Origin of the sequence: Mucilaginibacter sp. UYCu711 (assembly GCF_050433825.1) — a bacterium.
Lineage (GTDB): Bacteria > Bacteroidota > Bacteroidia > Sphingobacteriales > Sphingobacteriaceae > Mucilaginibacter.
In genome coordinates this window covers 109,368-122,671 of the sequence record NZ_JBNPWM010000001.1, presented here as the reverse complement: position 1 = coordinate 122,671, position 13,304 = coordinate 109,368, and the positions used below count along the sequence as shown (strand labels likewise).

12 protein-coding genes are annotated in these 13,304 nt (G+C 39.4%); 5 read left to right on the top strand and 7 right to left on the bottom strand.

Annotated features, from left to right (window positions below):
• Nucleotides 1-4 precede the first annotated feature (4 nt).
• The 5 genes from ABIB50_RS00570 to ABIB50_RS00550 all read right to left on the bottom strand — a co-directional run bounded on the left by ABIB50_RS00570 (nucleotide 5) and on the right by ABIB50_RS00550 (nucleotide 6,002).
• Nucleotides 5-778 carry an HAD-IIB family hydrolase gene (locus ABIB50_RS00570; RefSeq protein WP_429376340.1) on the bottom strand — a complete coding sequence of 258 codons (774 nt, stop codon included), beginning with the start codon at nucleotides 776-778 and terminating at the stop codon, nucleotides 5-7.
• Nucleotides 775-1,794, bottom strand: coding sequence for a class I fructose-bisphosphate aldolase (locus ABIB50_RS00565; RefSeq protein ID WP_429376338.1), 1,020 nt, complete (start codon nucleotides 1,792-1,794; stop codon nucleotides 775-777). The genes ABIB50_RS00570 and ABIB50_RS00565 overlap by 4 nt, the downstream gene beginning before the upstream one ends.
• Nucleotides 1,795-1,897: 103 nt before the next feature.
• Nucleotides 1,898-4,153, bottom strand: a complete 2,256-nt coding sequence (locus ABIB50_RS00560) for a DUF7133 domain-containing protein (RefSeq protein ID WP_429376336.1) — start codon at nucleotides 4,151-4,153, stop codon at nucleotides 1,898-1,900.
• Nucleotides 4,154-4,357: 204 nt separating this feature from the next.
• Nucleotides 4,358-4,762 carry a c-type cytochrome gene (locus ABIB50_RS00555; RefSeq protein WP_429376335.1) on the bottom strand — a complete coding sequence of 135 codons (405 nt, stop codon included), beginning with the start codon at nucleotides 4,760-4,762 and terminating at the stop codon, nucleotides 4,358-4,360.
• Between the two features lie 364 nt (nucleotides 4,763-5,126).
• Nucleotides 5,127-6,002: a DMT family transporter gene (locus tag ABIB50_RS00550; protein ID WP_429376333.1), complete on the bottom strand. Its 876-nt coding sequence runs from the start codon at nucleotides 6,000-6,002 to the stop codon at nucleotides 5,127-5,129.
• A gap of 112 nt (nucleotides 6,003-6,114) precedes the next feature.
• Here ABIB50_RS00550 and ABIB50_RS00545 point away from each other — a divergent pair, with 112 nt between their 5' ends.
• Nucleotides 6,115-6,813 (top strand): ArsR/SmtB family transcription factor, encoded by a 699-nt coding sequence (locus tag ABIB50_RS00545; RefSeq protein WP_429376331.1) that lies wholly within the window; start codon nucleotides 6,115-6,117, stop codon nucleotides 6,811-6,813.
• 808 nt (nucleotides 6,814-7,621) lie between these two features.
• Here ABIB50_RS00545 and ABIB50_RS00540 read toward each other — a convergent pair.
• Both ABIB50_RS00540 and ABIB50_RS00535 read right to left on the bottom strand, forming a co-directional pair.
• Nucleotides 7,622-8,503: a YitT family protein gene (locus ABIB50_RS00540; protein WP_429376329.1), complete on the bottom strand. Its 882-nt coding sequence runs from the start codon at nucleotides 8,501-8,503 to the stop codon at nucleotides 7,622-7,624.
• Between the two features lie 21 nt (nucleotides 8,504-8,524).
• Nucleotides 8,525-9,700 carry an FG-GAP repeat domain-containing protein gene (locus tag ABIB50_RS00535; RefSeq protein WP_429376327.1) on the bottom strand — a complete coding sequence of 392 codons (1,176 nt, stop codon included), beginning with the start codon at nucleotides 9,698-9,700 and terminating at the stop codon, nucleotides 8,525-8,527.
• Nucleotides 9,701-9,909: 209 nt separating this feature from the next.
• Here ABIB50_RS00535 and ABIB50_RS00530 point away from each other — a divergent pair, with 209 nt between their 5' ends.
• The 4 genes from ABIB50_RS00530 (at nucleotide 9,910) to ABIB50_RS00515 (ending at nucleotide 13,212) form a co-directional block, all read left to right on the top strand.
• Nucleotides 9,910-10,383: a sigma factor-like helix-turn-helix DNA-binding protein gene (locus tag ABIB50_RS00530; protein WP_429376326.1), complete on the top strand. Its 474-nt coding sequence runs from the start codon at nucleotides 9,910-9,912 to the stop codon at nucleotides 10,381-10,383.
• Complete coding sequence (locus tag ABIB50_RS00525) at nucleotides 10,373-10,858, top strand: hypothetical protein (protein WP_429376324.1); 486 nt, start codon at nucleotides 10,373-10,375, stop codon at nucleotides 10,856-10,858. The genes ABIB50_RS00530 and ABIB50_RS00525 overlap by 11 nt, the downstream gene beginning before the upstream one ends.
• Before the next feature lie 147 nt (nucleotides 10,859-11,005).
• Nucleotides 11,006-12,484: a hypothetical protein gene (locus ABIB50_RS00520; protein ID WP_429376323.1), complete on the top strand. Its 1,479-nt coding sequence runs from the start codon at nucleotides 11,006-11,008 to the stop codon at nucleotides 12,482-12,484.
• A gap of 14 nt (nucleotides 12,485-12,498) precedes the next feature.
• Complete coding sequence (locus tag ABIB50_RS00515) at nucleotides 12,499-13,212, top strand: glycosyltransferase family 2 protein (protein WP_429376321.1); 714 nt, start codon at nucleotides 12,499-12,501, stop codon at nucleotides 13,210-13,212.
• Nucleotides 13,213-13,304: the final 92 nt, after the last annotated feature.

Genomic DNA, 13,304 nt, shown 5'->3' with positions numbered 1-13,304 from the left:
ACAGTTACAAGAATGCAGTGTCATATTTACCTTTCTTGTCAAGGCAGGCTATGATACCTTGAATAACGCGTTTGGTTTCGTTGGGATCTTTGATGCAGACAGACACCACGCCGGCCTCTTTAGCCGGGTAATCATTCCCACCCGGGAATATGGCGTCCCCTATAAATATCATTTCTTTCTTTTTGATATTTAAGATCTCTCTTAACTTTTTAATGCCGTAGGCTTTATCAATACCGGGTTTAGTGATATCGACAGACGTAGTGCCACCCAGGTTCACAGAGAACTCCGGTATAGTTTTGCTTAAAGCTGCCTGGATCTTCTTGCGTTTGGCAAAGCCGGGGTCCCATTCTTTCTTTGCATTTAATGGCGCCTCCTGCCCTAATGCCGAGTAGGTGATCTGGCTGCCCCTGTCCTCTATTTGTTCGCCCCAGGTTTTCTCGGGTTTAAAGCCTTGTTCTTCAACAGCGGTAGTTAATGAGCCAACTATCTTTTTCTTTTCTTCGGATGTGAAGTCTTCGGAATATAGCTTCTTCCAACCCGACTTATATTGATAAAACTTAGTGCCACAGGTTGGCAGTATAGACAGGTTTTTAAACGACTGCTTATTGGTTAAATGCGATAATACCTGCTTTTCAAACTGCGGCCAGTCGCCGCCTGATATAATAGCCACTTTAACTACGTCTATCAGCGCGTTCAGGATCTTTACCATTTCTCCGTCTATAGCCGCCTTACTTTCTGCAAGGGTACCATCCAGGTCAAATACAATTAGCTTCTTCATATATCTATATCTACACTATAACGGCCCGCACGCGCAGCGCTATCCATACTTGCCCTGAAAGCAAGCATTTGTTGTGCTGCTTCAACGTTTTCGTCCTTGCCTTTCCAAATGTCCAATGCCGGTTGCTGTATGGCCCTTGCAAACGAGAAGGTAAGCGGCCACGGCAGCTTATCTCTAAACAATACATGCATCTCATGCAAATGCCTTGTGGCTTCTTGCGGCGATTGGCCTCCTGATAAAAACGCTATCCCACCTACCTCAGCAGGCACAGACGCTAACAGGCAATTAACTGTAGCTTTTGCTACCTCATCGGTACTGTTATTGATCTTGCTGTCTTCACCCGCTATCACCATATTGGGTTTTAGTATCAGCCCCGGCAGGAATACGCCTTGTGCTTTCAACTGTATAAACAATTCTTTTATAGTAGCCCCGGTCACCTCATAACAGCGGTCGATAGTATGGTCGCCATCCATCAAAACCTCCGGCTCAACAATAGGGACGATATCATCCTCCTGGCATAAACGGGCATATTTGGCTAAAGCTTCGGCATTTGCTTTAATATTAGCTGTGGTAGGTAAACCATCGCCAATAGTTATCACCGCACGCCATTTAGCAAAACGCGCACCCAGGCCGTAATAGTTATTCAGGCGGATATCTAAACCATCCAGTCCGTTGGTTATCTTTTCTTTAGGCGATCCGGGCATATCAACCGTACCCTCATCTACTTTGATACCGGGGATGATACCGGCTTTATGCAGCACATCTATAAACAATACGCCGTCATCCGTTGATTGATAGATGGTTTCATCAAACAATATCGCCCCGCTAATGCTCTCGTTTAAACCGGGCGTAGTAACTATTAACTGCCGGTATTTGCGTCGGTATTCTTCTGTTTGAGGAATACCTGCTTCGGCAAAGCGTTTATTACAGGTAGACAGGCTTTCGTCCATTGCCAGCAAGCCTTTGTCGCCAGCCATTAGTGCTGCAGCTGTTTGTATTAATTCTTCCGTATTCATTAAAACAACAACAAACGGTTAGGTTAATTGTGTTTAATTTAATCGTCATAAAAAAAGGGATCAGCCAAACAGGCTGATCCCTTTTTACTAAAGTTAAGATTTGCTATCTATAACCCAATATTGGCCTTACGCCGTCCAGTTCGGCCATGGTATAGCTTTTTGTCCGGCCTGTTGTGGCATCACGTATTTTCTGTACATCCTCGGGCAACACCGCGCGGCCCTTGTTACCAAAGTCGCTGCGGATATAGCTTATTACAGCCGCTATATAGGCATTATCATTTCCACCTAACGCCGGCATAGCGTCGGCATAATTAGCGCCCCTGATAGGCCCGTTTAAGCCGTAAAGCAAAATGCGTATCAGCTTATCAGGCGCGTTAGCATTAACATCAGGATTGCCAGCCAGTGGCGGCGCTATCATACCGGCACCATTTGATATGATACCTTTAGCATCTGTACCATGACAGGTAAAGCATAGTTGTTTATATATCAACGAGCCTGCTGCTACCAACTTAGCGCTTTGCGCGTTAAGTAACTTTTGTCTTGCCAATTGCTCGGCCCTTGCTCTTATCTTATTTTCATAAGTGTTTTGCGATGCTGCAAGCGATGGGTCATTTGGATAATTTTTGATCAGGCCCGCAATAATATCTTTTGATTTTGCAGAATTGACAAATCGCATGGTGAGCAATAGCTGGAAACGAACATCGGCACTTGCATCATCACTCATTTTAGCCAGCAGATCTATCGCCTGGGCATCTTTTTTCATATAGTCCTCGCCTATCCAAACGGTAGTTTTACGCACTTCAGGATCTTTATCTTTTAATGCGATTGCAAAGGTTTCGGCATCCATAGCGTCTAAGCCATTTAAGGTCCATAAAGCATGAATGCGAGCTAACTGGCCGCCGCCAACTGCGAGAGCCTTTAAAGCGGGCACAACAGATTTATCGCCACGCAGCACCAGTAGTTTTTGGGCATTATCCCGCCACCAGCCATTTGGGCTGTTTAAGTGCTCAACCAACTGCGCGCTGGTTTCTTCCAACATATGAGGTTTTACTTTCGATGGTTTATAATCATCGTGCACCAAACGGAAGATACGGCCACGGCCAATATTTTTGTCCAATCCTTTTTGCTGGATTTTTGGGCGAAGGTAACTATCCGCTTTTGTCCACTCGCTTTCCTGGATTATACCATGGTACATATCAACTATGTACATACAGCCATCAGGGCCGGTAATAGTATTGACCGGACGAAAGTTCAAATCGTTAGATGCTAAAAACTCTGCCTTATCATAAGCGTTTCTAAGTGTTACTTTACCATTAGTATTGGTAACCTTAGCACGGCGGATCAACCTGCCCACAGGTTCGCAAATAAATAAGTCACCTTTCATATCCGCAGGTAGTTTATCCCCCCTAAATATTGACTGACCGTTACTTGCTGTAAAATGGTTAAGCGTACTGTCTTTTAAACGTAGGCGGCCAAGGCCACCCTGTACGTCCGGCGTAGTTACTATCGGCCAAACCGGGATAAATTCCGGATCATAACGATCCCTGAAATCAAACTGCCCGTAGTGAATGTTTTGCTGATAAAGATAGGCTGGATCTTCGCCGCCGGCAGAGGAGAAAAACAAGCGTCCATAATCGTCATTTGCCAGACCCCATTGGCCGGCGGTACCTTCAACCAGCGTGTCAGGGATAACCTGGTCGCCTTTCATGGTATACCTAACGGGATCATAAGTTAAGTACATACGGTTATCCAGGTTCCAGATTAAGCCGCTTTTTTGATGTTCAAGGTTATTGGTATTGATACCGTTGTTCTCGTAAGCCAGCCAGTTTTTGTCAGACACACCATCACCGTTGGTATCCTGGAAACAAAAAACACTATTTGAATAGGTCAGGCTTATTAATAAACGCCCCTTATCAAGCGGCTGCAGCGTGCGCGGCATTAAAAGGTTATCGGCAAAAACGGTTACTTTGTCCATCAGCCCATCGCCATTGGTATCCTCTAAAAGTTTTATCTTACACGTAGCGTTCCGTTCGCCGCTACCACTAACATCCAGCATATACGTATTTAATTCAGCAACATACATGCGGGCATCGCCATCCCAGGCAATAGCTACGGGCTGACTAACCATAGGTTCGGCCGCAACCAGTTGCAGGTGGTAACCGGGAGGTGTGTAAATATGCTTCATCTCCTCTTCCGGAGATTTCGGGGTTGGGTCTGGGTGCATATCAACCAGGATCCTGCCCGATTCATCGCGTTGTACCGGATATTGCGTAACATACTTTTGTACCGATTTGCAGGTGTAGAATAGCACTGCCGATGCGCATGCTACGCCTAAAAGCCATTTGTAATTTTTCTTCATAATTATGGTTTAAATAATCATAACCGCCTGCCAAACTGCAATAGCATAGCAAACCAGTAATTAATTATCCGGGCTCAGGTTTATATTGGTTAAATTAAAAAGCCGGTATAATAATCACTAATATAATGATTACTATACCGGCTGGTATACTTTGTAAGTTAAAAATTACAGGCATTGTTAAAATGCCTTAATACTATGCTTATATTACTTAATAGACAAGATGTACTGCACCATTTTTTTAATATCAGCAGGTGGCACTGATGGGTGGGCCGACATTGGTACATCGCCCCAGTTACCGCTGCCGCCGGCAATTACTTTTTGCGTAAGCATTTCGTAATTTGCTGCTGTTGCTGGATATTTTTTGGCTACGTCTTTATATGCAGGGCCTACAATTTTCACATCCATTTTGTGGCAGCTTAAGCAATCGTTTTTAGCTAATAACTGTTTTCCTTGTTCAAGTGTTACAGCACTTACTTTAGCAGATGATGTTGTTGTAGTTTTTTTAACTACAGTGGTTTTGCTGGTAGATTTTTTTACAACTGTTTGTGCAAATGAGTTTACAGCAAACATTGCAATAATAATAGCAGTTAAGATGGTAATCCTCTTCATGTCGGTATTAGTATGTTATATTAATTGATTATTTGTTAGTACAGACTTATTATTTGGTCAGAGGTTTAACAGGCGCTATGTTGCTTTGTTTTTCGTCTTACTAATAATAGCTATGCAACAAAGTTAATTAATATGGCTTCAAAATCAATAGCGGCAAATTGGTATAAGCTGCTATATGCTATCACAAGCCTTTTACAGTAACAACAATCCCCCCTAACACCGTCAGAAAGCTGTAAATTCCAGCTTCAAAACCATGCCCTATTGCTTATCCGGATTGATTCTAAATTCAAAATAGATTATATCCTATAGTTTTTGTAGTACAATTGTTACCTGTTTAGCTTGTTTTACCCTCTATATACCCCACTTACTTCGCCCGCTTAATAACAATTATTGCACTGGCTATAAAAGCCATACCTACATAATGCCAGGCCATTATTGTTTCTCCGTCAAACACGCCCCAAAAAACAGCCACTACAGGTAAGGCAAACACAATTGAACTTGTAAACACCGGCGATGAGCGTTTAATAACCTGGTAAAAAAGCAGTTGCGCCATTGCTGTACCAAATACCCCTAAAGTTATGGAGGCAATAAGGGGAATCTTGTTTTGCGCTGTAAGCGGCCAAATATGGAATCCACCGGTAATCAGCGGATATAGTAAAGAAGCCAAACCCGCAAACATAACAGCTACGGTAGTAACATGCAACGGATTAAGATCTGATAAATAGGTTTTAACAATATTTATATTCAAACCATAACAAATGGTGGCTAATATTACAAAAAATCCAAAATGGTTAACATCTAATTGGCCTTTTGCGTTTACCAATACCAGCAAGGCTATACCAATAATACCTATGGCCAATCCAACCAGCTGCATCCGTAAGATCTGTTGTTTGAAAAACAATGCGCCCAGCACCAATGTAAATACCGGGGTTAAAGCGTTTAAAATACCCGCTATGGCGCTGCTCATGCCTGCTTCTGCATAGCAAAACAGATAGGCAGGTATAAACATGCCTAAGGCGGCAGTCAATAATACGTAACCTAATTTATTTACGGGGATCTTACGGATATTAAATACCGCGAAGCCTGCCAGCGCTATCAATGCTGATACCTGCCGTATGGTGGCCACCTGGGCCGGCGTATAATACTCCATCCCTATCTTCATCAGGATAAATGAGCTGCCCCAGGTTAAAACAAGTATGGCGTAAAAAATATAAACGATAAGGCCTTTTGATTTTTCCATGCAGTTAAAAGTAATTAATTATAAAGTTCTGCAAGGATAATATTAATGGGTTTGATACAATTCATTTTAAAATGAAACATGAAGTTTTATATTGTTATAGCTTTGTTTTACAATGATAAATAATATGGAAACCGATGATCAGTTTGCAACAGTAGCTGGCTTAATTGCCGAGCCGGCAAGAGCAAATATGTTATGGAACATGCTTGATGGCCGCGCTTACACCGCCGGCGAACTTGCATTAGTAGCGAATGTGTCGCCCCAATCTGCAAGCAACCATTTAAATAAATTATTAGAAGCCGGTTTTATAAAGGCTGATAAACAGGGCAAACACCGTTATTATAGCTTTGCAAGGCCCGAGGTGGCTTATGCTATTGAGGCAATTTGTAACTTAATGCCTCATACAAAAGAGGCAAGTAACAAGCATTTCGCAAACGGCGATATACAGTATTGCCGAACTTGCTACGATCATCTGGCCGGTAAAATCGCGGTTGATCTTACACAATCATTAGTAAATAAAAAGATCCTGATACCTGGTAATAATGAATTTACAGTTAGTACAAATGGCGAGCACTGGTTCGGGCAAATGGGTTTGAATGTAACCGACATCAGGAGAGCAAAACGTAATTTTGCAAAACCTTGTTTAGACTGGACCGAAAGGAAACATCACTTAGCCGGGGCACTGGGCGCGGCTATGCTGAAACAAATGCATACCCTGCATTGGATCAGACCTAAAGCAAACTCGCGCATTGTAATATTAACGGGCACCGGCGAAATCGAACTAAGCCGATTGGGAATTATGCTGAATAATTAAGAATTTATAAAACAAAAAAAGGGATAGCATTCGCTATCCCTTTTTTTATACTATTAAGTTTTTACTTATTAGTTTGATGACCTTCTTGACTCGGCTCTTTTAGCACCGTAAGCTAAAGGAACAATAATGGCGGCTAATAATGCAACAACTTCTAATACTACTAACATGATGTTTTGATTTAATGTGATTAAATAATTAATATCTCTTCAGAAAAACAATTATTTCTTTCTGATATCCATAGGGATCACGAGACAAGAACAAATTGCATTCTATATGCACTGCCTGCGTCACAAAATATGCCATAAAATTTTATGGCCTTTTATCATCAAAAAAGCCTTTTTTTGAAATTGCTTAATTAAAAAATTCGCATTTAATTATTTGGTTTGGCGAATAGATTATTTGCGATTTAAAATCGATCAGAAAAAAAAGGTGTCTTAAAAAATTAAATAAATTAACTTTTCAGGAAATATCAGAAATAAGCCAAAAAAATGCTGACAATTGGAAATATTACGATTTTTCATCACTCAAAAAGCAGAAAAAGCACTCAGAATTTGATTTTGACCAAAAAAAAATGCCTTTTTTTTTATTTTCGTCAAAAATTGCGATTATAAATTTGCGATTTACACCTCTTTAATAAAATTAAAAATTTTAACAGACATTTTGTCACCAACATGACACAAATCACTTTTACTGACAAAAAGACTTTAAAATATCTGCCAAAATCCGATTTTATGGCGCAATCGCTACCATTACGGCTAGATACTTGTAAAAATAGGGTATGCCAAACCACATTTACGATAATTACTAATTAATGATCTAACGGTTGCCTTTTTATTAACCCACCCCGTACTCCTGATACGGAATTGGTAACAATAAAAGCAGCGGGATCAATTTGCTGCACACGTGCAACAAGGCGCTGCACCTCAAGGCGGGTTATTACAGTTACTATAATATCTACATTTTTATTGGTGATTTCTGTTTTGCCAAAGCCGCGTTCGCCCTTGTAAACCGTTACGCCCCTATGCAGGTGGCGCATTATTACATTTTTTATCAGTTCGCTTTTGGGCGACACGATGGTTACTGATGTAAATTCGTCAAAACCCTGTACTATATAGTTGATGGTTTGCGTTGCCGCCAGGTAAGTGAGGATTGAATACAAAGCCGATTCGATCCCTAAAAAGAAAGCCGCTATCCCAAATATAAAGATGTTAATCACCAGGATTATCTGCCCGATAGATAACGCAGAACGCGGATTTATATAAACAGCTAACAGTTCAGTACCATCAATAACACTGCCGCCGCGCATGGCCAGCCCTATACCTGTACCCAGGAAGAATCCCCCAAAAACAGCGGTAAGTAATTTATCCTTAGTTACTAATGGGAAAGTAACGAAATACAATACCAGTGCTAAAATAATTATAGCTATGAGTGTTTTAAGGGCAAACAGCTTATCTACCCGTTTATAACCCAGCCAGATAAACGGGATATTAATTACCAGTATCAATATAGATATTGGCCAGCCGGTTATGGAGCTTATCAATAAGGAAATGCCGGTAACACCACCATCAATAAACTCGTTAGGGATCAAAAATCCTTTTAAACCAAAGGCCGCGCAGGCTATGCCTATGGCAATTAATAGTATACGGGTAATTTCTATTCGGCGGTAGGCTTGTTTACGGGTTAAAGGCATAGATGATAGTATTTGATATTCTTAACGTGTATTTTCGAAATAAAATACGCCTTTTTTGTTAGATATCACAATATCTTTCCTTTTATCCTTATTCATATCCTTTACAATTACATGCAAACCCACACCTGAATCGTTATCAATCTGGTGCGGAACAAAGTAAGGCGCTATGCCCGGCGTAAACTCAAACCAGTAAATTACTGACGCTTCGTGCGAGCCAGGATCAGTATCGGTATCGTTGTGCGCATACCACCTTTTACCTGTAACAAGATCAGGATAGCCGTCATTATCAATATCGTTTAACGCCATACCATGCGTTTCCGAAAAATCCCGGTTTATCTCGTGTTGCTTCCAGTTGATATTTCCCTGCGCATCTTTAACCTGCTCATGCCACCAAATGCCATATTTATGCGCCGACGCACTTATTACATCATTCCATCCGTCGCCGTTAACATCCAGCACATACATTTCTGAGCAATCATCGCCAAAGTTCGCCGGATGAAAAACCCAGTCGGGCTGTTTGCGGTCAACCGGTGCCTCCCACCAACCACTTTTTATCATTACATCGTTACGGCCATCTTTATTAATATCACCCATGCCTAATCCATGCGAATAGCGGTCCGTTCCCGGAATATTAGCCGCGCTGATTGGGTATCTCGTCCAGATAGTATCGCCTTTTTTAGTTGGCGGGCTTAGCCAAACCATTTGTTTAGCTTTTACATCGGCACATAAAATATCTATGCGCCCATCGCCATCAACATCGACAAAATTTGGCGATTCGTTGCCAACACCTACCCCATCCATTACAGCATGTTTTTTCCAATAGCCCTCCTTATTTTTAGGATTCTCATACCATACTGCGGGTTCGCCGGGGTAGCCAACTATTACCTGGTCTGTCCAGCCATCAAGGTTAACATCAATACTATTATCAAGAAATGAATCGCTGTATTCGGTGCCTGGTTTCAGGCTTTTTGTCGGTGCTATCTCGTGGCGTTTCCAATCGGGTGCTTCAAACCAGCAGGTGCCTGCCAGGATATCTGTTTTACCATCATGGTTGACATCGCCTACGGCAACTCCCTCTGATATAAAATCGTTGGTGATAACATGTTTTTTAAATCGTGGCAATGATTGCCCATAAACAACATTTGCTATAGCGACGGCAATCAAGGCCAGGCAAACACCATTGTTAATCTTTTTCATCGCACTGGTTATTAATGGTTTATAATAATTATCAGGTACAAGTTAGCTTATTACAACTACCTGTTTAAATAAATTTAAATAAACGGTATTAAACCTATTGCTTAACAGTTAAAATACAATTATAAAGTACGGCAAAGTTTTATAATTTTACGCGTAAATACCTATCATGACTTTTTTGGGACGCGGATTTACTTGGATTAGGAATAATTATGAGAAAACAAGGAAAGGTGTTACTACAAAATAAACCGCCGAGCATACATATATTATATGATAATTATGCGGCTATGTTATTGGGCTATATTAATGAGGTAGTTAAAGACAAAGTGGTAGCTGAAGAGTATCTGCTAAAAACTTTTAATACAATAGCCCAAAAAAATAACTGTACAAATTGGAGTGAAAATAATAACTGGGTACAGTTATTAAGATTTGCCAGGGAAGAACTTATACCTTTTCATGATTCGGTAAAAGGGTATAAAGCACCAGCTGTTGTCAATATAAATAATAGCATAGCCTGTAAGTATCTTGATAAAATGACTACAGCACAAAAGCATGTTTTTTGCAGTATTTACTATAACAAGAAAACTACCGCCGAGCTATCGAGGGAGATAAACAAATCTGAAGAGCTGATAAAAACTTTATTGAAAGAAGCATTTTGTATTATAAGGAGATTAAATGGAAATTAAAAAATACATAGAAAGCGGGGTATTGGAGTCCTATGTATTGGGTTCGGCTTCAGAAGAAGAAATCCGGCAATTGCTGCTGTTAAAAAGACAATATCCTGAAATACAAGACGCATTATTTCAATTAGAAACCGATCTCGAAACTCTTGCCCGCCATATTTCAATACCGCCACCACCGGGAATGTTTGAAAAAATAGAGCGTGGCATTAACGCACTTATTGTACCTGGCGACACCCCACCAATAAGTGATCGCGGAGCCAACAACCGTCATTATTACAACAACGGTAACCAGTTTATTGAGGTTGAGGCCGAGTCAAGCCAAATGCGCGTGCATAAAGCATGGAGATGGATAATGGCCGGTGTATTTGTGTTAGGTAAGATATTTTTAATTGCGGCAATTTATTATTTCCTGGAAAACCATCAGGCGCAAGAACAGATACAACAATTAAAGACAGAATTAAAGCAATATCATAAATAACACCGGTTTTAAACTCATTGATATTTGAATAATAGCAAACTTAAAAACATTCTTTACATAGCAATTTTTAGTTATATAGTTATAGCTATGATTGTTGTTTGTGTATCATTTCAAAATTTGGTTCCGGATACGGCCTTGACACTTAAAATGACAGACAACGGTTACAGGCACATACCGTTTAACCATTATCAACACCCAAAAACCTCAAATATAAATGAAGACGAAAACGAGTTTGTGTCGTGGTGGTCGCCAGGCCAGTTTGCGTTACCTATGCTTATTGAAAAATGCCTTAACGTAAGGCTCAGTATCGCGTTAAAAATACTTATCGTAATTTGCCTTTTATTCTCCGGCTTTGGTATCTATAAACTATACTCAAAGCTAATTAAAAAAAAAGACAGGATAGCTAAAGATGGCTACCCAACTTCAATAACTGCACTTTGTTTATTGCTTTTCACGTTGTTTCAGCCTTTTTTTTGGGACAATTTGTTTGTGTATGACGGTGGTGGAATTTTAATGCTTGCCTATTGCCCCTGGTTTATTTATTGGGTAATTAAGCGCGACCGGCTAAATTTTTCAAACTTAGCTTTATTAGTTCTTTTATCAGCAATTGGCTTTTTTCTTAAAGCATCATTTACCAATATTTTTTGCGGCGCTTTGCTTTACCTGTTTTTATCAACTTCGGTTTTACCTTTCATCTCATTTAAAAATCTTGATTTCAAAAAGATATTTATAAATGGCTCCTGCTTAGGCATAGCCTTAGTTATCTACCTTGTAGCATCTAAATTCTTATTTTTAAACCATAATAGAAATATTAGCGATTCATCTTTAGGAATCAGGATACAGCTACGAATATTGGCATATCCTGTTGTTGCGCCATTTTTGGGGTTCTTTTCGTTACATACACTAAACAAGACAATCCATTGGTTAATTGGGATGGTTGTTGTATTACCAGTATATTATTTGATAATTAAAAGCCGTAATATAACTCCATTATATAAAACTGTATTGCTATGCTTTGCCGGGGTGAGCATATGCTTTTATACATTAATTTATTTTATGAATGTAGATGTATCTTATGAATATCGTCACTTCATGATCATTACTGTGTTACTTACCCCCACATTATTTATTATATTTTGGCGAGGGCAATTAGCTAAAACGTTGCTGTGGGGGTTGGTTATTATGTATACGGCATTTAATGCAATAACTTACATTAACGCTATTAAACTTCATATTAAAAGTAAAAATACTGTAAGCGATTATAGTGGTTTGACATCCCCTTACCCGCAAGATTTGATCAATAAAATTCATAGCCTTGATAACCTGAATAATAAAGGCAGGGATATATTTTATTTAACGGCGCCACATATGGCATTAGAAATTAGAAATAACAGGGTATTATTAGAAGATAATTTTCTTAACTTTCATTTTAATAATGATGCCAGGCATAAAACCACGCTATATTATGGAAAAAATGCCGGGAATATTTATTTACTATATCCACAGAATCAGTTTAAAAAAGATTCAATAAAATATCTTACCCGGTTTGAAAAATATAAAAAATTTGAAAAAATATACCAGAGCACCGGATATGCAATTTATAAAGCCTTAGCCAATACTAATTAAGCTATAATACATCAATGAATATTAATAAGCTTTCCATAATTATCCCGGCATATAATGAGGGTAGTACTATACATTTGATATTGGATAAAATAAAAAATGTAACGCTTATAAACAATATTAAAAAAGAGATTATAATTGTTGATGATTGCTCAACCGATAATACGGCTTCGGCAATAGCTGATTACCATAAAGAAAATGCAGTGCTTGATATTGTGTATTTAAAACAACCCTTTAATAAGGGCAAGGGTGCATGTTTACATATCGGTATTGCCAAAGCTACCGGCGAATACCTTATTATACAGGACGCCGACCTTGAATACGATCCTGACGAATATAATGACATGTTAAAACCTGTATGTAAGGGCTTTGCTGATATTGTTTATGGCTCAAGATTTATGGGCAGCAACCCCCATCGAATCTTGTTTTTTTGGCATACTATAGGTAATAAATTTTTAACATTTTTATCTAATATGCTGTCAAACCTTAACCTTACAGATATGGAAACCTGCTATAAATTGTTTAACACCCAAATTATACAGAGCCTTGTTTTAAAAGAACAACGTTTTGGCTTTGAGCCCGAGGTTACCATGAAAATTGCAAAAATACCACGCATCCGTATATATGAAGTCGGTATATCGTATTACGGCCGTACCTATGAAGATGGAAAAAAAATTGGCTGGAAAGATGGCTTTAGAGCTATTTACTGCATTTTTAAATATGGGCTCTAAATTTCAGTATCAGTTTTACTTTTTTACCATGCAAGAAGCAGGAAGCTATAAGCCATAAATTATCCGTTGGCTCTTTTTAGAAAATAATTGAA